At 67.9% G+C, this 23,762-nt stretch carries 23 protein-coding genes; 15 read left to right on the top strand and 8 right to left on the bottom strand.

Annotated elements, in window-relative coordinates:
* The first annotated feature begins 13 nt into the window (after positions 1 to 13).
* From EV643_RS38010 to EV643_RS38000, 3 genes are read left to right on the top strand one after another with little or no spacing between them, the layout of a single operon-like run.
* Positions 14 to 1,363: an MBL fold metallo-hydrolase gene (locus tag EV643_RS38010; protein WP_202869939.1), complete on the top strand. Its 1,350-nt coding sequence runs from the start codon at positions 14 to 16 to the stop codon at positions 1,361 to 1,363.
* Complete coding sequence (locus EV643_RS45190; RefSeq protein WP_133805068.1) at positions 1,360 to 2,595, top strand: MFS transporter; 1,236 nt, start codon at positions 1,360 to 1,362, stop codon at positions 2,593 to 2,595. The genes EV643_RS38010 and EV643_RS45190 overlap by 4 nt, the downstream gene beginning before the upstream one ends.
* Positions 2,592 to 3,767, top strand: a complete 1,176-nt coding sequence (locus tag EV643_RS38000; protein ID WP_202869938.1) for a cysteine desulfurase family protein — start codon at positions 2,592 to 2,594, stop codon at positions 3,765 to 3,767. The genes EV643_RS45190 and EV643_RS38000 overlap by 4 nt, the downstream gene beginning before the upstream one ends.
* On the opposite strand, the gene EV643_RS37995 is transcribed toward EV643_RS38000, so the two are convergent.
* The 3 genes from EV643_RS37995 to EV643_RS37985 are packed head-to-tail and all read right to left on the bottom strand — an operon-like array spanning position 3,739 to position 5,347.
* Positions 3,739 to 4,542 carry a methyltransferase domain-containing protein gene (locus EV643_RS37995; RefSeq protein WP_133805066.1) on the bottom strand — a complete coding sequence of 268 codons (804 nt, stop codon included), beginning with the start codon at positions 4,540 to 4,542 and terminating at the stop codon, positions 3,739 to 3,741. The genes EV643_RS38000 and EV643_RS37995 overlap by 29 nt on opposite strands.
* Positions 4,542 to 4,769, bottom strand: coding sequence for a CATRA system-associated protein (locus EV643_RS37990; protein WP_133805065.1), 228 nt, complete (start codon positions 4,767 to 4,769; stop codon positions 4,542 to 4,544). The genes EV643_RS37995 and EV643_RS37990 overlap by 1 nt, the downstream gene beginning before the upstream one ends.
* Positions 4,766 to 5,347 (bottom strand): RNA polymerase sigma factor, encoded by a 582-nt coding sequence (locus EV643_RS37985; RefSeq protein WP_133805064.1) that lies wholly within the window; start codon positions 5,345 to 5,347, stop codon positions 4,766 to 4,768. Before EV643_RS37985 ends, EV643_RS37990 begins: the two co-directional genes overlap by 4 nt.
* Before the next feature lie 136 nt (positions 5,348 to 5,483).
* On the opposite strand from EV643_RS37985, the gene EV643_RS37980 reads away from it, so the two are divergent.
* The 4 genes from EV643_RS37980 (at position 5,484) to EV643_RS37965 (ending at position 10,158) form a co-directional block, all read left to right on the top strand.
* A complete protein-coding gene (locus EV643_RS37980; RefSeq protein WP_133805063.1) occupies positions 5,484 to 6,248 on the top strand; it encodes a methyltransferase domain-containing protein in 765 nt (254 codons plus the stop codon).
* A 44-nt stretch (positions 6,249 to 6,292) separates the two neighbouring features.
* The gene (locus tag EV643_RS37975) at positions 6,293 to 6,808 is read left to right on the top strand and encodes a hypothetical protein (RefSeq protein ID WP_133805062.1); all 516 of its coding nucleotides are present in this window, start codon (positions 6,293 to 6,295) and stop codon (positions 6,806 to 6,808) included.
* Positions 6,805 to 7,902 (top strand): class I SAM-dependent methyltransferase, encoded by a 1,098-nt coding sequence (locus tag EV643_RS37970; protein ID WP_133805061.1) that lies wholly within the window; start codon positions 6,805 to 6,807, stop codon positions 7,900 to 7,902. Before EV643_RS37975 ends, EV643_RS37970 begins: the two co-directional genes overlap by 4 nt.
* Positions 7,903 to 7,992: 90 nt before the next feature.
* Positions 7,993 to 10,158, top strand: a complete 2,166-nt coding sequence (locus EV643_RS37965; protein WP_133805060.1) for a hypothetical protein — start codon at positions 7,993 to 7,995, stop codon at positions 10,156 to 10,158.
* Here the strand turns inward: EV643_RS37965 and EV643_RS37960 are convergent.
* The 3 genes from EV643_RS37960 to EV643_RS37950 form a co-directional block, all read right to left on the bottom strand.
* Entirely contained in the window at positions 10,145 to 10,822 is a 678-nt protein-coding gene (locus EV643_RS37960) for a CBS domain-containing protein (protein WP_133805059.1), read from the bottom strand. The genes EV643_RS37965 and EV643_RS37960 overlap by 14 nt on opposite strands.
* A 72-nt stretch (positions 10,823 to 10,894) precedes the next feature.
* Positions 10,895 to 12,448: a GAF domain-containing sensor histidine kinase gene (locus tag EV643_RS37955; protein ID WP_133805058.1), complete on the bottom strand. Its 1,554-nt coding sequence runs from the start codon at positions 12,446 to 12,448 to the stop codon at positions 10,895 to 10,897.
* A gap of 1 nt (position 12,449) precedes the next feature.
* Positions 12,450 to 13,595: an FIST signal transduction protein gene (locus EV643_RS37950; RefSeq protein WP_133805057.1), complete on the bottom strand. Its 1,146-nt coding sequence runs from the start codon at positions 13,593 to 13,595 to the stop codon at positions 12,450 to 12,452.
* A gap of 222 nt (positions 13,596 to 13,817) precedes the next feature.
* Here EV643_RS37950 and EV643_RS37945 point away from each other — a divergent pair, with 222 nt between their 5' ends.
* The 5 genes from EV643_RS37945 to EV643_RS37930 all read left to right on the top strand — a co-directional run bounded on the left by EV643_RS37945 (position 13,818) and on the right by EV643_RS37930 (position 17,538).
* Positions 13,818 to 14,210: a response regulator gene (locus tag EV643_RS37945; protein WP_133805056.1), complete on the top strand. Its 393-nt coding sequence runs from the start codon at positions 13,818 to 13,820 to the stop codon at positions 14,208 to 14,210.
* Positions 14,211 to 14,245: 35 nt separating this feature from the next.
* Positions 14,246 to 14,941: a response regulator gene (locus EV643_RS37940; RefSeq protein ID WP_133805055.1), complete on the top strand. Its 696-nt coding sequence runs from the start codon at positions 14,246 to 14,248 to the stop codon at positions 14,939 to 14,941.
* Positions 14,942 to 15,085: 144 nt separating this feature from the next.
* Positions 15,086 to 16,828 carry a glycoside hydrolase family 13 protein gene (locus tag EV643_RS37935; RefSeq protein WP_133805054.1) on the top strand — a complete coding sequence of 581 codons (1,743 nt, stop codon included), beginning with the start codon at positions 15,086 to 15,088 and terminating at the stop codon, positions 16,826 to 16,828.
* A gap of 1 nt (position 16,829) precedes the next feature.
* Positions 16,830 to 16,979 carry a hypothetical protein gene (locus EV643_RS44455; RefSeq protein ID WP_166665729.1) on the top strand — a complete coding sequence of 50 codons (150 nt, stop codon included), beginning with the start codon at positions 16,830 to 16,832 and terminating at the stop codon, positions 16,977 to 16,979.
* A gap of 73 nt (positions 16,980 to 17,052) precedes the next feature.
* Positions 17,053 to 17,538 carry a DoxX family protein gene (locus EV643_RS37930; RefSeq protein WP_166665728.1) on the top strand — a complete coding sequence of 162 codons (486 nt, stop codon included), beginning with the start codon at positions 17,053 to 17,055 and terminating at the stop codon, positions 17,536 to 17,538.
* Here the strand turns inward: EV643_RS37930 and EV643_RS37925 are convergent.
* Complete coding sequence (locus EV643_RS37925; RefSeq protein WP_133805052.1) at positions 17,528 to 18,376, bottom strand: PhzF family phenazine biosynthesis protein; 849 nt, start codon at positions 18,374 to 18,376, stop codon at positions 17,528 to 17,530. The two genes, EV643_RS37930 and EV643_RS37925, sit on opposite strands and share 11 nt — an antisense overlap.
* 29 nt (positions 18,377 to 18,405) lie before the next feature.
* On the opposite strand from EV643_RS37925, the gene EV643_RS37920 reads away from it, so the two are divergent.
* From EV643_RS37920 to EV643_RS45185, 3 genes are all read left to right on the top strand, one after another.
* Positions 18,406 to 19,086: a hypothetical protein gene (locus EV643_RS37920; RefSeq protein WP_133805051.1), complete on the top strand. Its 681-nt coding sequence runs from the start codon at positions 18,406 to 18,408 to the stop codon at positions 19,084 to 19,086.
* Between the two features lie 80 nt (positions 19,087 to 19,166).
* Positions 19,167 to 20,048, top strand: coding sequence for an aldo/keto reductase (locus EV643_RS37915; protein ID WP_133805050.1), 882 nt, complete (start codon positions 19,167 to 19,169; stop codon positions 20,046 to 20,048).
* 4 nt (positions 20,049 to 20,052) lie between these two features.
* Entirely contained in the window at positions 20,053 to 20,724 is a 672-nt protein-coding gene (locus tag EV643_RS45185) for a flavodoxin (protein WP_238166088.1), read from the top strand.
* Between the two features lie 8 nt (positions 20,725 to 20,732).
* Here EV643_RS45185 and EV643_RS46175 read toward each other — a convergent pair whose 3' ends face one another.
* Positions 20,733 to 23,273 carry a PKD domain-containing protein gene (locus EV643_RS46175; RefSeq protein ID WP_166665727.1) on the bottom strand — a complete coding sequence of 847 codons (2,541 nt, stop codon included), beginning with the start codon at positions 23,271 to 23,273 and terminating at the stop codon, positions 20,733 to 20,735.
* Between the last annotated feature and the right edge of the window lie 489 nt (positions 23,274 to 23,762).

Below are 23,762 nucleotides of genomic sequence, written 5' to 3'. Positions count from 1 at the left end.
GAATAGTGTAGGAGTGGATGCTGAGGTAGGCAAGATGGTCGTTCCCCTGGTCGACGAAGGGTTGGGCAACTCGTCGTACCTGGTCGATCTCGGGGACGGACGCGCTCTGGCTGTCGATCCCTGCCTGGACCTGAGGGCGCTTCGGGCGGAGGCAGAGGGGCGTGGTCTGACGGTGGCGTTCGCCGCCGACACACACCTGCACGCCGACTTCCTGTCCGGTGCGGTGCAGTTGGCGGCGGTCGATCGTGCCCGGCTGCTGGCGTCGGCCGATGGGCGTCGAGAGTTCGACCACCAGGGCCTGGCCGACGGCGATGAGGTGGACCTCGGCGGTCTGACACTGCGCGCGTTGGCGACACCGGGCCATACCGGCGAGCACCTGGCGTTCGAGCTGCTCGACGGATCCCGGCCGCTCGGAGTGTTCACCGGCGGCTCGCTGATCGTCGGCGGCGCTGCCCGCACAGACCTCGCCGGTGCGGAGCAGACCGAGCGGCTGACGCGACTGCAGTACCGCTCGCTGCAGCGGCTGAGTACGTTGCCGGACGCAACAACCGTGCTGCCGACGCACGGCGCCGGATCCTTCTGCTCGGCTCCGCGAGGTGCCGAGCGGGTGTCCACCATCGGGCGCGAAAAGGCTGACAATCCGTTGCTCCGGGCACCGAGCGAGGATGCGTTCGTCGAGCAGTTGCTGGCCGGGCTGGGCAGCTTCCCGCCGTACTTCCTGCACCTGCCCGAGGTGAACCGCCGCGGCCCCGCTGCGGTGAGCGAGGTGGATGTGCGCGCGCTGCCATCCAGTGAATTCGCTCGCGCCATGGCCGAGGGGGCCGTCCTGATTGACGTGCGGCCGGTTCGCGCGTTCGCGGCCGGGCATGTCCCGGGCGCGGTCTCGATTCCGTTGCGCGCCCAATTCGCTTCCTGGCTCGGCTGGCTGCTCGACCCGGCCACGCCGTACGTCGTGGTCCGCGACAGTGACCAGGATCTGGCCGAGCCGGCCTGGCAGGCGTTGAAGATCGGGTTCACCCTCCCGATCGGGGAGCTGGCCGGGGGGATGGCCGGCTGGGATGGCCAGTCAGTGGTGACACCGTTGCTGCGTGCCGATCAGATTGGTGGCGCCCGGGTTCTGGATGTCCGGCAGGACAACGAGTTCGAATCCGGACACGTTCCGGGGGCGGAGCACATCGAACTAGGAGACCTTCCCCACCGTACTGCGGGGGTCGGGGCAGGGCCGGTGGTGGTGATGTGCGGGCACGGTGAGCGAGCGATGACCGCCGCAAGCCTGCTGCAGCGGGCCGGTCATCACGAGCTCGCGGTGCTGGAAGGCGGCGCGGCGGACTGGTCCGCCGCGACCGGCCGGCAGCTGGAATGAGCACGGTCAGGGCTCCGCGACTGGGGTTGCGGACCAATCTCGCGCAGTTCCTGTTGCTGGTGGCAATCAATGCGCTGGTCGGCGGGATGCTCGGCCAGGAACGCATCGTGCTGCCGTTGCTCGCCGAGCAGACGTTCCACCTGACGGCGTACACCAGTGCCCTGACCTTCATCCTGGCCTTCGGCGCGGTCAAGGCGGCCACGAACTTCTTCGCCGGAACCTGGTCGGACCGCTACGGCCGCAAACCCGTCCTGGTCGCCGGGTGGTTGATCGGCCTGCCGGTCCCGCTGCTGCTGATCTGGGCGCCGAACTGGGGCTGGGTGATCGCCGCCAACGTGCTGCTCGGGATGAACCAGGGCCTGACCTGGTCGACGACCGTGATCATGAAGATCGATCTGGTCGGTCCGGCGCGGCGTGGACTGGCCATGGGGCTGAACGAAGCCGCGGGGTACGTCGCCGTCGCCGCCACCGCGATGGCCACCGGCTACCTGGCAGCGGAGTACGGCCTCCGACCCGCGCCGTTCCTGCTCGGTGCCGCGTTTGCCGCGCTCGGTCTGGGGTTGTCGACGTTGGCAGTTCGTGAGACCCGCGGCCATGCCCACCACGAAGCAGGTCGTACCGAGCACCAGGGCATGACCACCAGGCAGGTGTTCACCCTTACCAGCTTCAAAGAACCGGCACTGTCGTCGGCCTCGCAGGCGGGGCTGGTCAACAACCTGAACGACGGACTGGCCTGGGGGCTGTTCCCGATCCTGTTTGCCACCCAGCACCTGTCGCTGGCTCGGATCGGTCTCCTTGGTGCGCTGTATCCGGCTGTCTGGGGCTTCGCGCAGCTGGCCACCGGCGCGCTGTCCGACCGATGGGGTCGCAAGTGGCTGATCACCGCCGGCATGCTCCTCCAGGCGGTCGCCCTGGCCCTGGTGGCCGCCGGCAACAGCTTCGGTCAGTGGCTGGTCGCGGTGAGCCTGCTCGGACTCGGCACCGCCATGGTCTATCCGACGTTGCTGGCGACGATCGGGGACGTGGCCCACCCGGCCTGGCGAGCCAGATCCGTTGGCGTCTACCGGCTGTGGCGCGACGGTGGATTCGCCGTCGGCGCCCTGCTGGCCGGGATACTCGCCGACCTGTGGGGCATCCCGGTCGCCGTCTGGACGGTCGCAGCCCTCACCGCCGCCTCCGGCCTCATCGCCGCAGCCCGCATGTACGAAACCCACCCCAGGAGGAACAGGTGACTCACCCCGGTCTCACCAACGGACCCATCTACCTGGACTACAACGCCACCACTCCGGTCGACCCACGCGTCGTCGACGCTGCGCTGCCTTACCTGACACACCACTTCGGCAACCCGTCCAGCAGCCACACCTACGCAGATGCGCCGCGTGCCGCGGTCGGGCAGGCCCGCCGCCAGGTCGCGGACCTGCTGGGCGCCGCGCCCGGCGAGATCGTCTTCACCGCGGGCGGATCAGAGGCCGACACGCTCGCCGTCCGCGGTGTGGCCCTGGCGGCCCGCGGCCGAGCCGACCAGGTCATCACTCAAGCCACCGAGCACCCTGCCGTCCTCGAGGCTTGCGACAGCCTGCAGGCCGACGGATTCACCATCACGCGGCTTCCCGTCGACGAGCACGGCCAGGTCGACCCCGCCGTACTGGAAGCCACGATCACCGACCGGACCGTCCTGGTCTCGATCATGGCCGCCAACAGCGAGACGGGCACCCTGCAGCCGCTCGCTCAACTGGCCGCCATCGCGCATCGCTATGGCGCGCTGTTCCACACGGACGCGGCCCAGGCTGCCGGGAAGATTCCACTCGACGTGAAGGATCTCGGTGTCGACCTACTGACCGTGGTCGGCCACAAGATGTACGCGCCGAAAGGTGTCGGCGCGCTGTACGTCAGGTCCGGCACCGCGGTGCAACCGGTCATCCGCGGTGGTGGTCAGGAGCGCGGCCTGCGGGCGGGTACGGAGAACGTCGCACTCATCGTCGCTCTCGGCGCGGCAGCACAGCTCGCCGCCGATGATCTCCCGACTGAAGGGAAGCACCTGGTGGGACTGCGTGACGCGCTGCACGATCGCCTCGACGCGCTGATGCCAGGTCTGATCCGCCTCAACGGGCACCCGACCCAGCGACTGCCAGGCACGCTCAACCTCAGCCTGACCGGCGTCAACGGCCGCGACCTACTGGCCGCCACCCCGCAGATCGCGGCGGCTACCGGATCGGCCTGTCACGAAGGGCTCGATACGCCCTCCGCAGTGCTCACCGCCATGGGGCTGGGCGCCGAACGATCTCGCTCAGCCATCCGCCTCTCGCTAGGCCGTTGGACCACGGCTGACCAAGTCGACCAGGCCGCGGCCCTCCTTGCCAGCCGGTACGCCGTACTCAGCGCGCAGGCTGCGACCACGCCCTGACCACGATCGCTACTGCGACGCGGTCGTGCCGATCGGTTGGGATGAGCCGCTTCATCAGCTTGATGACGTCTGTGGAGAAGAGGGGATAGAGCGCGCAGTCGTCGATGCTGAGTGGCTCTCGGTGCAGTACTTCGACGTCTGCGAAGCCGGCCTTCTCCAGCTTGTAGACGAAATCGTCCTCGGCCAGTGCGCCGGCGATGCACCCGGCCCACGCAGCCGGTTGGGTGAGGATCTCGGCCGGCAGATCATCCTGTTCTACGGTCAAGTCCGACACGCACACGCGGCCGCCGGGTCGTAGGACGCGGACGCACTCGGCCATCACTCTCGCCTTGCGAGCGGACAGGTTGATCACTCCGTTGGAGATGATCAGATCGACGCTGTCGTCGGGCAGGGGGATCGCCTCCATCTCGCCCTCGAGCGGTTCCACGTTCGGCAAACCGGCCTCGCGGGCGGCGGCCGCAGTACGGTCGAGCATCTCGGGCAGGAAGTCGAGGGCGATCACTCTCCCGGACGGCCCGGTCCGCTGAGCGGCGAGGATCGTGTCGATGCCGGCTCCGCAGCCGATGTCGAGGATCGTCTCGCCGGGCCGGATGTCGGCGAACCTTAGGTGGTTCGCCACGCCAAGTGCCCGGTCGATTGCCGATCGGGGAACGCCCGCCAGTTCCTGGTCGGCGTAGATCTTGTGAGCGACGGCGGCGGTGGTCGGTGGCACGTTGCGGTAGGCGGCACGGACCAGAGTCCTCACCTCTTCGCCGTACATCAGGTCGCGGGTCATCAGTCCAGCTCCTCGAGTGTCTGGTTCAGCCGGAGCAGCACGTCGGCGGGGATCTCGGTGCGGACCGATCCGGCCAGCGTTCTGCGCAACTCTTGGGCGAATTCCATCTCGCCGCAGCAGCGCCGGCAGCGGGACAGGTGTTCTTCGACGAGCGCGCGGTCGGCCTCGTCGACAACTCCGTCGAGGTACTCCCACAGTTGTCCGACCGCTTCGTGGCAGCTGATCATCGTGCGCCCTCTTTCAGTAGCCCGGTCTCCCGGGCGTACTCCCACAGCTCTTTCTCGAACAGCTTCCGCCCCCGGTGCAGTCGCGCCAGTACGGTCCCGAGCGGTGCGTCGAGTCGCCGGGCGAGCTCCTTCGCCAGGAAGCCCTCCATATAGACCAGTACCAACGGGATGCGGTAGAGCGGCGGGAGCCGCATCAGTACGGCGTGCACGTCTTCCGGACCGAACTCACCGAGAAAGTCCAGGTGCAACGAGTCGGAGTACGGGAACGGGTCTTCGTAGGCGATCTTGCGGTACAGGGAGAACTTCTCGACCTCTTCGAAATCGATCACCTGCGGCCGGCGGGCGCTGGCACGGCCGACGTCGTGGCAGCTGTTCACCAGGATGCTCGTCAGCCAGGCCGGCGCTGATTCGGCCGACTTCAGCTGGTCGTACCGCTGGAAGCCCTTCAGCAGGCAGTCTTGTACGGCGTCCTCGGCGTCGTCCCCGACCAGCCGCCGCGCGATCGAGTAGAGCCGTGGAAGCTGTGCACTCGCGAGCGCGCGGAAGCTCTCCCGTTGTTCCGTTCGGGAGGCGTCCATCGGTTCCCCCGGCCTGACACCCAGCAGCGTCACATCGTGTAGACGCTGCGCACCTTCACTTTATTGCATCTGGTGCCATCGGCAATAAGACGAACGCCTCGCCACGTCTCCTGTTCAAAGGGGAGAGGAGCAGGGAATGACGATCGTGGATGTGGTGGCGCTGGAGGCCAAGGTCAAGGAGATGTACCGCCTGGTGGCCGAGGCGCCACACGGTGCGTACCACTTCGAGATGGGTCGGCGGCTTGCCGATCGGCTCGGGTATGACCGGGATCTGCTGGACCGGGTACCTGGTGGTGCGGTTGACTCGTTCGCCGGGGTTGGCTATGTATTCGGTCTCGCACAGCTCGTGGAGGGGGAGCGGGTGATCGACCTGGGGAGCGGCTCGGGCATGGACGCCTGCTACGCCGCCCAGCTGGTCGGTCCTCGCGGCCGGGTCGTCGGCATCGACTTCACACCGCAGCAACTCGACCGTGCCCGTCGGCTCGCCACGGCGGCAGGACTGGACCAGGTCGCGTTCCGCGAAGGCCGCATCGAGAGCATCCCGGCCGACGACGAGACGTTCGACTGCGTCATCTCGAACGGGGTGATCAACCTGTCACCGGACAAGTCCCGGGTATTCGCCGAGGCGGCCCGGGTACTACGGCCGGGCGGCCGGCTGGCGATCGCCGACATCGTCACCGAGCGGCAACTCAAGGACTCGATCGTCTGCGACGCCGATCTGTGGGCCGCCTGCATCGGTGGCGCTTCACAGGAGGACTCGTTCCTGGCGGCGATCGAGGACGCGGGCCTCACCGTCACCGCCATGTGGCGCAACGGCTACGAGTTCATCTCCGACCGAGCCCGCGATGCGAGCGCCAGGTACGGCGTCAAAAGCATCTCGCTACTCGCCGTGAAGAACTGAGGTCAGGTCGAGGACCTCGACCGAGCAGATCGGGAGGATCTGTGATGTCAACAAGGGAACACCACGCATCGATCGCCGCCGAATCCGCGGCGCTGCGGACGGGGTCGGCGCTGATGGCGTTGGCCGGCCTCGCCTTCATCGGGTACGCAGTGATTTTCTTCGTCCGCAACTTCACCGGCGCATTCCTCGAACTCGGCATCGGACCTGAGCAGGTCGACGTCACCCGGGACGAGATCCGCACGTTCAGCGACGACCTCTACCACTACGTGTCACACCTGCACATCGCCGTGTCGGGCTTCATCGCAGCCGCCGGACTGGCGACCGCGGCGCTGGCCTGGTTCGGCGTACGGCGTGGCCTGCTGTGGGCCTATGTGACAGCGGTTGCCACACCGGTGCTGGGACTCGCGGTCGCACTCCCGGCGCACTACCCGTGGGGCCTGGACACGATCGGCCACCTCGGCCTGATCTATCTGGCCACGGCGATCTTCGTCGCCGGCGCGGCCATTGCGCTCAGGCCACTGCTGGCATTGCGTTCGGCCCGCCGAGCCGAGGCACCATGAGCACGACGACCGTCGACACCGATCGCCGGGACAGCGCCATCGAGCAGCTCTTCGACGCGGCGATCGGTGCCCTGGAACTCTTGCACGTGTACGTCGGTGACCGGCTCGGTCTGTACGCGGCTCTGGCGCAGGTGCCCGACGCAACACCTGTCGAGCTGGCCACCCGTGCTGGAATCGCCGAGCGATACGCGCGTGAGTGGCTGGAGGAGCAGGCGGTCGCCGGGCTGATCGACGTCACCGTCGACGACGGTGACGCGCTGACCCGGCGGTACTGCCTGCCGAGCGGGGTGGCCGAGGTGATGACGGACCTGGACAGCTTGAACTACCTCGTGCCGCTGGCGTCCCTGTTCGCGAGCCTCGGCCAAACGATGCCGGCGGTGCTCGACGCGTTCCGGACCGGGGGCGGGGTGCCGTATGCGGCGTACGGCGCTGATCTGCGTGTTGGGATCGCACGGCTCAATCGGCCCATGTTCCTGCACCAGTTGGCCGCCGACTGGATCTCGGCACTGCCGGACATTGAGGCACGGCTGCGGCGCACGGTCGATCCGGCCCGCGTCGCCGATCTCGGCTGTGGCAGCGGCTGGTCCAGCATCGCGTTCGCACGGGCCTATCCCGCCGTACTGGTCGACGGCATCGATCTCGACCAGGCGTCGGTCGCCGAGGCCCGCCGCAACGCCTCGATCGCAGGCGTCGCGGACCGGGTTTCCTTCGGGAACCGGGACGCCGGCAGCCCGGACCTGGCCGGCCGGTACGACCTGGTGACGTTCTTCGAGACCGTGCACGACATGGCCGATCCGGTCGCAGCGTTAAGGGCGGCCCGCGCGCTGCTCACCCGAGCCGGCGCGGTGCTGGTCGCCGACGAGAAGGTGGCGGAGACGTTCATCGCGCCCGGCGACGAGCTGGAGCGGTTCAACTACGGCTGGAGTGCGCTGCACTGCCTACCCGCTGCGCTCACCGAGCCGGGCTCGGCGGGAACAGGCTCGGTCATGCGTCCGGACACCCTGCGCCGCTACGCGGATGCGGCTGGATTCGCAACGACGACCGTCTTGCCGATCGAGCACGACTTCTGGCGGTTCTACCGCCTCGACCCGTGACCCGGTGTTGCTCGGGTGTGCCGCTTCGGCGATCTCGCTTTGGCAGGGTCGTTGCGGTGCATACTCGAGGGGACGGTGGGGGTGAGGTAGGTGGGGCACCGGCCAGGGCTGTGGCTTGCGACCAAGGGGCGCGAGCGCTCCTGGTGGTTGCTGGTCGTGGCTGTGTGCGGTGCCCTTCCGGCTGTGGTCCTCGCCGGCTTCACGGACAGCCCGCCGTGGTTGGAAGCGCTGGCGGGTGCGCTGGGTGTCATGTCAGGGTTGCTCGTTGCGGAGTTGCGGGCCGGACGGCTGCTGGATGACACGGTGGCATCGGCTAGGCGCGCGCACGTGGCGGGCGCGCTGGACGAGCTGCCACGAGTGGGGAATGTAGACCTGGGCTATGCAGGCGTCCATCCGGCGCTGGTCGAAGTGGGGTACGTCGCCCGCGCTGCGGAGCCGCAGCTTTCTGACGCAGTACAGCAGCGTGGACGGGTCCTGATTGTTGGTAAGGCGATGTCGGGCAAGACCCGAATGGCAGTGCACGTCGCCCAAACGCTCTTCGGCGACCATCAGCTGTTCAAGCCCAAGGACGGCGCTGCCCTGCATCACCTGCTGAGCCAGGGGATCAAGCCCAACCGATTGGTCGTGTGGCTCGACCGTCTGGATCTGTTCCTGGGTTCGGCCGGGCTCAGCGTCGACGACCTCCGCGCGTTCTGCGAGGACGAAACGGTGGTCATCGCCACGGTCCGGCTGAACGCCTACGAAGCGCTACTGCCTCACGATGGCTTGCAGTCCGTCGACTCCGACGTCCTCGAATGGTTCGGCCATCCGGTCGTGGTGGATTGGGCCGATGGCGAACTCGATAGCGCAGACGTCGCGCTGCCTGCCGCCGTACGGGACGGCGCCCATCAGCACGGCCTGCCGACCTTCCTCGGCGGTGCCACGCCGGCACTGAGCACCTTCGACGTCGCCGTCCTCCAACGACCGATCGGGCACGCGCTGGTGCGGGCCGCGGCCGATTGGCGACGCGCCGGGGTTCCGAGCCCGGCGCCACGCCAAGTGCTGGTCGACCTGTTGCCGGCGTACCTGCCGCCTCGGTCGGCGGCCTTGGCCGGCGACGCGGCCGAACAGGATGCCGCCTTCGAGTGGGCAACCGGCAAACTGGCCGGCGGGCTTGCGCTGCTGGATCGCCTGCCGGACGGATATCGGGCGCCCGACTACGTGGTCGACCATGTGACGGCCGAGCGGCGGCCCATCCCGGAGCTGTTGTGGCGACTCATCCCTGAGAACACCGGCGCCGACGCCCTGGTCAACGTCGGCCTGTCGGCGACCAGGCTGGGCGATCTGGACGAGGCCAAGACGATCTGGCAACGGTCGCAGCACCCGGTCGCACTGTTCAACCTCGGTCTGCTGAATTATCGCCGGGATGACCAGGCGTCCCAGGCGGTGGCCGAACACTGGTGGCGGGCAGCCGCGGACGCCGGCGATCCAGCCGCGATGTACGGGCTCAGCGCCTTACTACGACAGCAGGGAAGTAAGACCAAGTCGAAGGAAGCCGAACTCTGGAGCGACAAAGCTGCAAGGGCCTCCGCCCGCCGGATCTTCGCACCCCTCACGGAATCCGAGCGTGGTGCTGACGCGATCGTGAGATTCAGCGGTGCCGCCACCGATGACCTGAAAGCCGACCTCACCTCGGTACTGCGCGGCTACCGGCAGTTCATCGCCGACTGCCGGGCTCCACTCGGCCAAGTGCCGATTCTCCACATCGATCCGGCCCAACAGGTCGCCTACCCCGAGCCGGCGATGGATCGGCTGGTCCTCGGTGCACAGGCCGCCAGGTACCAGGGCGTCGTACTGCACGAGTACAGCCACTGGATGCTGGAGGAACTCATCGGGGTTCCGCGGGACGCCTGGACCCGTGACGTCCAGGCGATCGAGGCCGGGCTCGCCTACTACCTGCCCTGCAGCTACGCCGACGACCCACGCTCGGGGTTCATCGACCTCACCAGTGGAACCGCTCTGATGCAGAAGACCTTCGACAGCTCACACCTGACCGGGCTGCAATGGGCCACCGCGCTGTGGGAGATTCGCCGGTCATTCGGCAAGGCGGTGCTGGATCCGATCGTGCTCACCTGCTGGCGCCGTACGGCCTCGACCCTCGACGATCGGACGACGTTCGCCGTCCGGCTCAGCGATCTCGCAGCGAGCACACCGCGCCCACCGGCCATCGGCATCGGTGAGGTGCTGGCACGTCACCAGGTGCTCAGAAGCCGGTGACCAGCATGTCGTCGACTTCGTAGGTCAGCTGGTTGTGAACGGCAACGACACCGGCGACGTGTGAGGTCACGAGACCGGCTTGTTCCACCCGGCTGCGATAGGTGAGGGAGCCGGCGAGTACGACGACCCCGTGGCACACGTTGATCGTGATGTCGGCTGGTGTTCGGGCTGGGCGGCCTTGGTGAGCGGTCAGAAGGGCCGTGACTTCGGCCGCGATGCTGTCGTCGGATCGTTGGTACAGGGTGAGCAGGTTTCGCGCGGTGACCACTCCGACCAGTCGCAGCTCGTTATCGACGACACACAGCAAGTGCTGTCGCGAGTGAGCGAGTGCGCGGGCCGCCCGATCGGTGCACGTATCGACGCGGACGACACAGGGTGCGTTCGCCATGAGTTCGGCAGCGGTGGTTGCCGCGGCCATGCGCCAACGCTTGCGCCCGTCGCCGGTGCGGAGGATCGGCGCTGGGTCAAGACCACCATGGAATTCGAGATTGGCCAGGATGTCGCCCTCGGCAACGATGCCGACGAGCTTGCGGCCCTCATCGATCACCGGGACAGCGCATACCTCGCCTGCCAGCAGGGCGCACACGACATCCTTGAACAAGGTGCCGGGACGCACGGCCACCGGATTGCGCGTCATGATCGCGCCCACCACGAGCTCAGCCATGGCAACTCACAGATCCTTCGGACTCCCTCAGAGTAGACCCGGGGGAGCGCCCGCTGAATAGGTCCGGGCGGGCTACTGTCCGAGTGGGAGGTCGACGGTGAGGCGGGTGCCTTGGCCGGGAGGGCTCTGGACGGTTAGTCGGCCGCCGGCGGCTTCGACCCGGTCCCTGAGTCCGACCAGGCCGGAGCCTCCCTCGGGATCTGCTCCGCCGATACCGTCGTCGCTGACCGCGAGCCGCAGGATGCCGTCGATCGGGTCGACCTGGACGTGGATGGCGGAGGCCTGCGCATGCTTGGCCGCGTTCGTGAGTGCTTCGGACACTACGTAGTACGCCGTCACCTCGACCCGTTCGGGGAGGCGTCCCTTCGCCGCCACCCGCAGGTCGACCGGTACGGATGAACGGCGAGCAAGGCTCTTCAACGCAGGGGCGAGTCCACCTTCGGCGAGGATCGTCGGATGGATGCCGCGGGCCATCTCCCGGAGTTCGTCGAGTGCCGTCGTCAGCTCGCCGGCCACGCTGTCCAGGTGCGCGGAGAGCTCGTCCAGCTCGGGTGGCACGGTTTCCTGAGCCGCCCTCAGTCGCAGTGCGAGCGAGACCAGGCGTTGCTGCGCGCCGTCATGGAGATCGCGCTCGATCCGGCGCCGGGTCTCGTCGGCGCTGGCCACGATCCGCGAGCGGGACGCCTTCAGCTCGGTCTGTGCTCCGGCGTTCGCGATCGCGGTCGCCACGAGTTCGGTGAAGTCGGCCAGTCGCGACTCGGTATCGGGAGGCGGTTGCTCGTAGCCCGCCGTACCGACGGCTATCACTCCCCACAGCTGACCTTCGACGTTGATCGGGACCCCGACCGCCGACCGGATCCGGACCCCGCCGGTCGCGGCGGCCGGCGGTCCGCTGTCGTCGTACTCGAGCCGTTCCGGCCGGTGGGTCTCGTGGATGAGGGTGGTCAGGTTGTGCCCGCCGAGAGGTTTGGGGCCGGCGAGGGGGACCGGCTCGCCGGTCTTGCTCCAGGCGGCCACCACGGCGACGGCCGCGCTGGGGACGAACCGGGTCAGCTCGGTGAAGTCCGCATTCAAGAGCTGTCCGACCTCCTGTGCCACCGCCGCGAAAATCTCGTCGGGGGAGGGGCCGGTGGCGACCAGCGTCGCGACGTTGCGCAAGGCCGCCTGCTCGTGGGCGAGTCGCTCGATCTCTTTGCGCGCGGTGCGCTCGTCGTCCAGCACCCGGAGCATGCGCATCGTGATCGCGGTGACCCTGGCCATCCCGCGCATCAGGCCGGTTTCCTCACGGGTCAGGCGGTCCAGCCGCGCCACGACCATCGTCGCGCCCGGTGGATGTTCGAGCAGGGCCGACGCCGCCTCGCACTTGCCTACTCCCGGTACTTCGAGTTGCCGCGCGTACGTCGTACCGGGCCTGGCGGCTGCGAGGTCGCCGACGGGCACGGCGCCCTCCGGATAGCCGACAGCCGCAATGAGGTCGCCGGCGCACACGATCGCGGCCACATCGGCGTCCAAGGCCTCGGCCGCCCGTTCGACCGCCACGTGGGCGGCCTCCTTCTCGCTCCGCGCGGTCGAGACGATGGCGACGAACTCGGCGAGCTGCTGGGTCGACCAGGCCGCGACGTCCATCTCAGCCGACCGACAGAACAACCAAGGTCTGGTTGTGGAAGCCCCGCAGGCCGCGCGTCCGCGCGATCTCGCCATAGGTGTAGAAGCCCGCGACCGGCGCGCCGACCGTGACCGCCGCGAGCCGGTTGATCTCGGTCCTGATCCCGGCGTCCCCGAGGACGCCGCGCCTGGCGATGCAGTCGAACGCGATCACGCCCAGCGGCTGCTTCCCCTCGAGTGCGGCAAGTGAGTCGCCGCAGGCCGCTTCGGTTGCCTCGAGCACCGATGTCTCGTCACCCTCCATGATCCAGACCAGGGCGCCCTGCGGAACCTCGGCCATGCAGGACAGCGATCGCTCGACGAAGTCCCCGCCGCTGATCAGGCGCACCTCGTCCTCACCGCTCGGCCGGCCGAGGCCGAGCGGGTGGGTGAGCGCCAGTCGCGCCAGCCATCGGTGATTGCTGCTGATCGACGGATCGAGGCCAAGGTGCTTGAGGTAGGCGTCCAGCGCCGGCCGGTCGTCGAGGGTGTACACCCGGTTGGCGGCGCTGGCGGTGACGAGCATCGGCTCGCCGACCCTTCGCCAGCCGTGTCGCACACCGATCCCGAACGGCGCGTCCGAGGCGAGCCCGGCGGCGACGACCGAGTCCGTCAGCACCTGGTCGTCGTGCAGCTGGTGCGTGCGGGTCATCTTCAGGTCGTCACCGGCACAGCCGCCTACCAGCGGCACGGCAGCCCCGAGTACGCCGTACGCGCCTCGAACGATCTCCTGCTGATCGCCCGCCAGCCCGTCGGTGAGCAGGATGAGAACCTTGTGCGGGAGGTCTTCCCGGATCGGCAGACATCGGGCCACTCGCGCTCCGGCTGCCCGAAGATCCCGCGATGCCTGGGTGGCGGCGGCGGTCTGGGCCGCGAAGCCGTCGCCGCCGAGTGCGGTGACGACGACACTCGCCTCGCTCGGTCCGGACGTCGCGATCTCGCCTGCGGTCGTACAGCCGATCAGCGGTACGCCGGGTGCCCGCTCCCGGATCTCGGCCAGCAGAGCGTGCAGGTCGTGCGACTGGGAGCAGAAGACGATCAGGAGCTTCGGGTCGTCCCGGACCAGCGCATCGTCGAGCGCCCGCGCCCCGGCTCGCGTCTCGAGACCGTGGGCGGATCCGACTGCCATCCACCGAGCAGCTTGCACGCCACCCCTCACGCACCGCGGGAGCCCTGACCAGCGACTCCGCTCTTGACGCTACAAGAGCCATTGCCGCCACTCAATGAGCAGCAGCAACCGATCGTGGTGAACTCAGGGAGGCAGTCAATCGGCACTGTCAGTAGTCGGCTCGGCGGAAGAGTCCAGTTAGCGGGAATGTGCGGGGGACCTGAGGCACGCGATCCTAGTGCCATGGCCCTGCGCTGCTTCATCGTCGACGACAGCCCGCACTTCCTCACCGCTGCCCAAACCCTGCTCGAACGGGAAGGGTGCGCCGTGGTGGGCGTTGCCTCGACGACCGAGGAGGCCCTGCGACGAATGGCGGACGCCGATCCCGATGTCGTCCTCGTCGACGTGAATCTGGGCAGCGAGAGCGGCTTCGACCTCGCCCAGCGATTCCAGCGGGAGGCGACCGTGGACCAGTCGAGGGTGATCCTGATTTCCACCTATGCCGAGGAAGACCTGTGGGAGTTGCTAGGGGCCGCCCCGGCTGCGGCGTACCTGCCCAAGTCGCAGTTGTCGGCCATTGCCATCCGCCGGATCCTCGACGGAACCCAGGACCAGAGCGGCCCGCGTAGTCCCTGAGATCTCAGCCCGGACACCGGGGCGATACTGACGGAATGACGATCAAGCCGTCAGGTGAGCTACGGGGGAGCGACGCCGCAGCCGGTACCCGCGTGCTCCTGGCTGAGGACGACGTCCTTCTGCGCGAGGGGCTGGCCAGTCTGCTCGAGCGGTCGGGGTTCGAGGTCGTCGGGCAGACCGGCGACAGTGAGTGGATCCTCCCGCTGGTCCGTGAGTTGAAGCCGGAACTGGTGGTGGTGGACATCCGGATGCCGCCGACGAACACGACGGAAGGACTCGACGCCGCCCGCGAGATTCGCACCGAGTTCCCGGCCACCGGGATCTTGGTGCTGTCGGCTCACGCGGAGGTCGAGCACGCGATGGAGCTGCTGGCGTCCGGCCAGCGGGTCGGGTACTTGCTGAAGAGTCGCGTGACGGATGTGGGCGAGTTCATCGAGACGCTGGAGCGGATCGTCCGGGGTGGTTCGGTGCTGGACCCGGCACTGGTACAGGAGCTGGTGAGCGCCAGGCGGCAGAACGACCCGCTGGCCGGCCTCTCCCCGCGGGAGCACGAGGTGCTCGCGCTGATGGCGGAGGGACGGTCGAACGCCGGCATCGCCCGCCGGATCTGGGTGACCGAGGCGACCGTGGAGAAGCACGTCCGGCACATCCTCGCCAAGCTGAGCCTGCCCGAGACCGGTGATGACCATCGCCGGGTGCTTGCCGTGATCACCTACCTCGAGACCCGCTGACCGCGCCCGTGCTGGTCAGCGGTACTCCGGGGTTCCGGCTAGCAGGTAGTGGGCGTGGACGCTGGCGGTGCAGACGCGACGAGACCCGGAAGGGATGGTGATTACAGGATCAGCGAATGGCTGGTCGTCTAGGGATTGATTGCGATGGTCACCACGGCGAGCACCGGGCACGGAGCCGGCTGGTGGCGGAGCGCGGTCATCTATCAGGTGTATGTCCGCAGCTTCCAGGACTCCGACGGCGACGGTGTCGGCGATCTGGCCGGGGTGCGGGCGAAGCTCCCGTATCTGCGCGGCCTCGGCGTGGACGGCATCTGGCTCAACCCGTTCTACCCCTCGCCGCAGCACGACCACGGGTACGACGTGGCCGACTACTTCGCGGTGCAGCCGGACTACGGCACCCTCGACTGCTTCGACCGCCTGGTCGACGACGCGCACCGGCTCGACCTCAAGGTGCTCATCGACATCGTCCCGAATCACTGCTCCACGGCGCATCCGTGGTTCGCCGCGGCGCTGGCCGGCGGCCCGGAACGCGAGTATTTCCACTTTGCCGAAGGTAAAAATGTGTACAGCGCTGACGGTCGAGGCGAGTTCGGCGAGCTGCCGCCGAACAACTGGCGCTCGATCTTCGGCGGACCGGCCTGGCAGCGGGTCACCGAATCGGACGGGTCGCCTGGCCAGTGGTACCTGCACAGCTTCGCGCCGGAGCAGGCCGACTTCAACTGGCGGCACCCGGACGTAGCGGCGTACTTCGAGCAGGTACTGCGTTTCTGGCTCGAGCGTGGCGTGGATGGTGTCCGGATCGACGTGGCGCACGGCCTGCACAAGGCCGACGGGCTTCCCGACTACGAGGACGCGGTGGACGACGAGCTCACCGGCGATCCGCTCAACCCCCATGCCTGGAACCAGCCCGAGGTGCACGAGGTATGGCGCCGGTGGCGGAGCATCGCCGACGAGTACAGCGCGTCGACCGGGCGCGAACGCGTGCTGATCGGCGAGGTCGGTGTCCTGGACGCCAAGCAGCTCGCGATGTACCAGCGCCCGGACGAGTTGCACCAGAGCTTCTACTTCGAGTTCCTGCGCGCGAACTGGGACGACCAGATCCTGTACGACGTCGTGGATCGCGGACTCGGCACGATCGCGGACTCCGGCTCGTCGGTCGCCTGGGTGCTCAACAACCACGACATGCCCAGGTCGGTCACCCGGTACGGCGGCGGTGCTCCGGGCATCGACGCCGGCGATGTCGATCTCGGCACGATACGCGCGCGGGCGAGCGCCCTGTTGATGCTCGCGCTGCCGGGTTCGGCGTACCTGTACCAGGGCGAGGAGCTCGGCCTGCCCGAGGTCACAGATCTCCCCGTCGAGGTGCTGACCGACCCGATGTTCCATCGCAGCGAAGGCGTCCGGCGCGGCCGGGACGGCTGCCGGATCCCGCTGCCGTGGGCCGCCGGTCAGGACGGGTTCGGCTTCTCCTCCGCCGAACCCTGGCTGCCGCAGCCGGACTGGTTCGCCGACCACGCCGTGGACCGGCAACTGAGCTGGGGCGAGTCGATGCTGCATCTCTACCGCGACGCGCTCGCTTTGCGCCGCCGGCTCCCCGCGCTGGCCTCACACGAGTTCCGCTGGTTGCCGACCGAACCAGGCGTACTGGCCTTCACCCGAGGCGACGGTTTCTGCTGCGTCGTCAACTGTTCCACGCGGGTCGTCGCGGCACCGGTCGACGGCGAACTGCTGCTGGCCAGTCACCACGAGGCAGGGGACAAGCTCCCCCCGAACAGCGCCGCTTGGTACGTGCCCTCAACCCCACCAGACCGGCGGACCTGGCATCTTGAGCCCCCTCCACCCCTCGGTGCCAGGTCTGCCGTTCCAACACCGGGGAAGGAGGTCTGACATGCGACAGGTACAGATCGCGAAGGTCCATCGCACCAGGACTCAGCGTCGGTATGACGAACTGCTGCCGCTCGATCCCCGGGACATGGATGTCGTCAGAGCCAAGCAGCTCCAGCGAGAGCGAACCGAGACTCCACCCACCACGCGATAACGGTCGATGTCACATCGGCGAACGCATGCATCTCTTTGGGTCGTACGGACTTCACATCCAAGGAGAGATTGCCTTGTTCGACATCGTTGTTTGGATCGCGGAGGGGTTTCTTGCCCTCTTCTTTCTCGCGGCCGGCCTGCCCAAGATCATCGGTAGGGGCATCGAGCGGTGGATCGGCTTCGACCAGGTTCCCAGGGGTCTGACCATCCTCATCGGATGCTCCGAGGTCGGGGCCGCGACGGCTCTCGTCGTACCGCTGCTGATCGACGAACTCAGGTGGACGACTCCGCTAGCGGCCGTCGGTATCGCTGTGATCTCCCTGATGGCCAGCGGATTCCACCTCCGCAACCGCGAGTGGCTGGCGAGTCTGGAGACGGTCTTGTGGGCATCGCTGGCGGTCTCGATCGCCATCGCCCGCTGGGGTGAGCTGTCCGCTGCACCGTCGATCTCGAGGGACTTGCTCATCCCACTCTGGCTCGTACTGCTCCCGGGCATCATCACCAACCTCGTCTTCCTCACCCGCGCAACCACCCCCGCGGGCCCGGCGGTCAGAGGGTGATGGTGCCGCGGATGTAGGTGGTGGTGGCTCCGCCGACCCAGATTTGGCCGTCGGAGTCTGCGGTGATGGTGATGATGCCGGCTCGGCCGACGCGCGCGCCCTGGCTGACCTGGTACGAGGCGGGCGCGGTTCCGTTCGAGGTCAGCCATTGGGCGGTGCTGGCGTTCATGCTGCCGCAGACCGGATCCTCGGGCACTCCGACTCCCGGCGCGAAGGTCCGCAGCTCGAACGCGTGATCAGCTCCGTCCGGATAGGCGCCGATGGCACCGATCATCGCGTCCGGAATGGCTGACAGATCAGGCTCCAACGCCAGTACCTCCTCCGCCGTGGCGAGTTGCACGACTGCCCAGCCGGGTCCGTTGTCGACCCACTGGTGAGCCAGCACCCGCTCCCGGTCGATACCGAACGCCTTGGCGACCTCATCGACGTACGACTCGTCGAGCGGTCCGGTACGGATGGTCGGCGGAGCACCGAAGGAGAGGGTGTCGTCACCACGGCGTACGTCGATCAGGCCGGCGGCACACTCCTGGACGACGACACCGGCGTTGCGGGGCGCGCCGCCTGCCTCGAGCCAGGCATGGGCGGACCCGAGCGTGGGGTGCCCGGCGAAGGGCAGTTCGCCGCCGGGGGTGAAGATGCGGAGCCGGTAGTCGGCGTTCGGCGTGGTCGGAGGGAGTACGAAGGTGGTCTCGGACAGGTTCGTCCAGCGAGCGAGGCGCTGCATCTCTTCGTCGGTCACGCCCTCGGCGTCGAGCACCACCGCGACCGGATTCCCCAGGTAGGGAATGCGGGAGAACACGTCAACCTGCACAAACTCACGCTCGCGACTCTGACTCATCCGACTACCTTTACCACATGGGAGATCGGATGAGGGGGCAGCCGCCGGTCAGCAGGCCGCCGTCGCTCGACGGGCTTGATGTCAGCGGTACGCCGCATGCGCAGTTCCTGGCGACCGAGCACTGGAGCCTGCTCGCGACCCGCAGCATGACCTGGAACGAGATCTTCAGCCGGACCGGCACCTATCTGACCGTTCTGTCGGCCACCGTCGTCGCACTCTCGCTGGTGGCGAACGCGACCGGTTTCGGGCCGGACTTCCGGACGTTCGCGCTGCTGGTCCTTCCCGTTGTTCTTCTCATCGGGCTGGGGACGTACTTCCGCCTGATCGAGGCGGAAATCGAGGACGCTTGGCTGGTGATCGCGATGAACCGGCTACGGCATGCCTATCTCGAACTCGCGCCGGAGCTGGAACCGTACTTCGTCGCAGGCCACCACGATGACGGGCCGGGAATGCTGCAGACGTACGCCTTTCGCAACCGGGTCGGAGTTACCCATTGGCTCTCGGGGTCGCCGGTCATCGTGGGCATCATCGACGCCGTCGTCACCGGCGTGCTGGCCGCGATCGTCTGCCAGGCCGTGGGCGGCGGGGTCGTGGCGCGCACCGTCGCCGGTGTCGTCGTCGCGGTCGCGACCGTGGTGGCGCTTGGCGGCGTGGCGTACCGAAAGGTCCACAGGGCCAGCCGTGACTACCACCCTCAGTTCCCGAGCTGACCGCCTGGCTCGGTCGGGGGCGGCTGGGGGGTAATGACAGTGACTCTCACCCGCGCCGGACGCGTACCTATCGTCGAGGCATGCCAACGAACACCATCACACTGAACAACGGTGTCGAGCTGCCGGCCATCGGTCTCGGCGTTTTCCAGACTCCGCCCGATGCCACGACCGCCGCGGTCGAGGAGGCCCTCCGCGTCGGCTACCGGCACGTCGACACGGCCGCCGCCTACATGAACGAGCGGGGGGTCGGTGAGGGCATCCGCCGCTCGGGCATCGCCCGCGACGAGGTGTTCATCGAGACGAAGGTCTGGATCAGCGACTACGGGTACGACGCGACGCTGCACGCGTTCGACAAGGGGGCCGGCAAACTCGGCGTCGACCAGCTCGACCTGCTGATTCTCCACCAGCCGTTGTCCTCGTCGTTCGACCGCACCCTCGACGCCTACCGCGCGCTGGAGAAACTGCTTGCCGACGGCAAGGTACGTGCGATCGGGGTGAGCAACTTCATGCCCGAGCACCTCGACCGGCTGCTGACCGAGACTTCCGTCGTGCCGGCCGTGAACCAGATCGAGCTCCACCCGTACTTCCAGCAGGCCGTGTTGCAGCAGGTGCACGCCGAGCAGGGGATCCTGACCCAGGCGTGGTCACCCATCGGCGGAATCACGTCGTACCGCGATGCCGAGAAGAGCACCTTCGACGACCCGACGCTGCTCGAGATCGCGGGCCAGTACGGCAAGTCGGCCGCGCAGGTGATGCTCCGCTGGCACCTGCAACAGGGCCGTTCTGTGATTCCGAAGTCGACCAAACCCGCCCGGATCGCCGAGAACTTCGACGTGTTCGACTTCGAGCTCACCACCGAGCAGCTCGCCGCGATCGATGGCCTCGACACCGGCGTACGAGGCGGCCCAGACCCGGACAGCATCACCCTCGAAACGTTTGGTCGGGAAATCCCCGAGGCCTGATTCCGTGAACCGCCGAACCCTCCTGAAGACCCCGATCGCCCTCGGTGGGGCTGCCCTGCTCGGATCCCAGCTCGCCGGCTGCAACCCACCTGAAACGTCGTCGGAGACCTCCACGCCATCGCCGTCTCGCGGTACGCCGGCGGCGCCCGGGTCACGAGTGCTGCTCGCCTACTTCTCCCGAGCCGGCGAGAACTACTACTACGGCGACCGAACGATGCTGGAGGTCGGCAACACCGAGATCGTCGCCGGGCTGATCTCATCCGCGATCAGGGTGGACACGTACCGGATCGAGGCGGCGGATCCGTACCCCGAGAGCTACGAGGCGACGGTCGAACGGAACAGCCGGGAACAGAACAGCGAGGCCCGCCCCGCGATCGCAGGCACCCTGCCGGACGTCGCAGCCTACGACGCCGTGTTGCTCGGCAGCGGGATCTGGAACGTGCGCCCGCCGATGATCATGCGCACCTTCGTCGAGAACGTCGACCTCAGTGGCAAGACGATCTACCCCTTCGTCACGTACGCCGTCAGCGGCCTCGGCAACACCGTCGACGACTACACCCGGCTATGCCCCCGATCAACGATCGGTAATGCCCTCGCGATCCGCGGCGAGGAAGCCCGCAACGCAGGCGCCGAGGTGGCGACCTGGTTGCGGAGCATCAGACTGCTGTCGAGGTGAAGGCGCCCTTAGCCGGATGGGGCGAGGACGATGCTGATCATGGTGGCGCGGCTGGCGGCGTTGGTGGTTGCCGTTAGACCGCCGGTGCTGCCGGTGGGGATCGGACCATTGCTGTCAGCAACGAGCGAGGTGATCCGCCCGCTGCCGGATCCGATCCGCTCGTCCCGGGGCGTGGCGGTTGCGGGCGGCGCCCAGTCGGTTGTTGTCGACGACTTGTCCGCCCAGTAGGACAGCAACCACGACCCCGAGACGGTGGCGTTCACCACTGGGGTCACGTGTGCGGTCATAGAGGTGGCGTCGGATCGTTGGCTCACCGCGCTCAACGGGGTAGCCGACGTACCGGCGTACGCCGCCAGTTGCAGGGTGACCTTGGTGTACGCGCCGAGGGTCAGGCGGACGGCCTGGCCCGCGTCGCCCGCGGACGCGATCTTCCACCATGCCATGGTGCGCTGCGAACCTGACACGACATTGGCGATGGCGGTCCACCCGCCGACCCCCGACGGTCCGGCGACCGACGTGGTAGTCACGTTGAGGGCCGCGAACAGCACCAATGTGTCGCCCACGCTCACGGTGCTCGGGACCGTGACGGCCGGGGCGGTCGTGTTGGCCACAGACCCCGCGGCGCCGCGGAACGCGATGCCGGTGGACGATTCCACCACCGTGACCGGATGAGTGACCTGGTTCGTCGCCCCGGCGGAATCGGTCACCGTGAGCGCGACGTTGTACGTGCCGGCTGCAGCGTATGTGTGGGCCGGCTGGACTCCCGACCCCGTGCCGCCGTCCCCGAAGTCCCAGGCATACCCGGTGATGGGGCCCTCGGCATCAGACGAGCCGGAGCCGCTGAAGGTGCAGGACAAGCCGCTGCAAGCGGACGTGAACGCGGCGACCGGCGGCGTGTTTCCGGTGGGCACGGTGTAGGCCAGGTGCAGTACCGGGGTAGCGGCGCCGTCTTGGGAGGAGGCACGGCGCTCACCACTGCCGGTCAAGACGAATGCCAACGCGTTTCCCCGGCGCCACCCGGGCCGGTTGAGCACCTCCTGTGCCACGGCGCTCAGGCTGGACGTACGCTGCGCGGTTCCCGCCAGGCCGGCTGCCGTCCAGGCGGGTGGATTCCAGGTGGGGCGTGCCTGGGTCCGTGGTCGCGACGACACGGTCGTGGGCTGCGCGTTGAAGGATGGCGTGTCGTCCTCGGCGACGCCGGCGATCTGGACCGTGGTCCCGCCAGAGTTCGCTCCGCTCGAGGTGAACTGGATCCACGCCTCGGTGATCGTCGCGTTCTGGGGTACGTCGATGTTGTCGAAGCGGATTCCGACCGTTTGGGTCGTACCGCTTGCGTTCGGGATGTTCAGCGTGGTGGTGGCCCACTCGGCGAATCCGGTGGGACGCTGCTCGACATCGTCGAACGCCCTTGCCACCGGAGTGTCCAGGGGGAGTGCCCCGCCGGGAGCGACGACGGTGACCCGCAGCTCGTCCGATCCCGTGAGCAGGGAGTCGCTCGCCACCGCGCGTACGACGTACGTCCCCGCGGTGCTGAACGTCGCAGAGGTCTCGGCCGACTGTGGCGTTCCGAAGGTGACGGTCCCCGGTCCGCTCACCACCTGCCAGTCGACCGTCGTCGAGGAGGTCGGCAGCCCGTCATCCCGCACGACGGCCTGTAGAGCGAGCGGTGCGTTGACGTGCGTGGGCCGATCAGGTCCCACGCCGACAACCGGGGCCAGGTTCGGGATCGGCGGCAGGTCGACCGCCATCTCGTACAGCTTGCCGTCGTTCTCGTTGGGGTTCGCGTCGTTGTCGACCCCGCGGTCGACGATGTAGAGGTTCCACTGGGACGGGTTGTTCGTCGCGGGGGCGACGGTGATGCCGGCGGCGAAGACCTCGTTCGAGGCCGCGATGTTGATCCGGTTCACCAGCATGAGGTTGCGGTTGAACTCGTACGCCGTGTCCGAGTAGCTGTCGATGACCAGCAGGGTGTTGCGCCCAGGGTGGTAGCCGATCCCCTCCGGGTCCAGGACGCCGTACTGCCCGATCCCGAACTCCGTGTCGATGTCGTCGCCGGTCGGCGCGACGCCGTTGAAGACGCCGTCGGGTCCGGGAGACAGCCGATGGACGGCGGTGTCCGCGCCGTCCAGGACGAACAACTCACCGGTCGGCGGGAAGTACTCCATCTCCTCCGGATCCTGACTCTGGAAGGCCGCGGTGTTGATCGACGTACGCGTGTCATCGCTCGTCCCATAACGCGCGTCCGGCCCTGGCACCACTTCGTACACGCGGAACTGGTCGTCGTCCGAGACGAAGATGTGCCCGTTGCCGGGGTTGTAGCCCACGCCGGCCGGCTCTTTCGTGTAGGCGGTGGTGAGGCCGGTGTCCTGCAGTACGCCGGCCCGGGTGGTCTCGAACAGATTGGCCCCGTCGAAGATGTTGACCTCGTCCACCTCCGCGTCCGAGATCAGCAAGCGGTCACGGCCACTGAGGTAGGTGATGCCGGACGGGTCCGGTACGGGCGGGTCGAAGTTCGACGTCTGGACGGTTCTGACCAGGGTGGCGGTCACGTTGGCGGCCGCGGCTGGAGCTGCGGACAGGAATATCAAGAATGGCGCGAGCAGTATTGCCGATACGGCACCGCATAATGAACGCTTGGCACTCATGGCAACCCCCACAAGGCCACCCGGGCAAGCCCGATGTGCCGCCCGTCCCTCCGGTGACCTAATAGCTTGACGGTGCATTACCGCGGCCAGGGTGTCAATCGGTCAAGAAGTCATTCCATTGTTTGCTGGAAACAAACGAACAATACAATTGATCGGCTGTTTCACCGTTGGTGGACGGTGCACCACTCGCGCACCCAGGTCACCGAACACGCAGGCCGCATCGTCGGCACACCTCACCCTCGCCGACGAAGGCCTGGAGATGGCAGCTGGCGCGCGTGCCGCCGAGGCTGGCCTCACCCCTGACCGTCTATGCCCCGGAATCCTCGTCGGACGAGGCACCCCACTTCCTCGCCTCCTTGGCCGCCTCGCAACGTGCCGACTCCACCATGCCTG

Origin of the sequence: Kribbella caucasensis (assembly GCF_004361855.1) — a bacterium.
Lineage (GTDB): Bacteria > Actinomycetota > Actinomycetes > Propionibacteriales > Kribbellaceae > Kribbella > Kribbella caucasensis.
The sequence above is the reverse complement of the archived record's forward strand: the minus strand, read 5'-3'. Positions and strand labels throughout refer to the sequence as shown.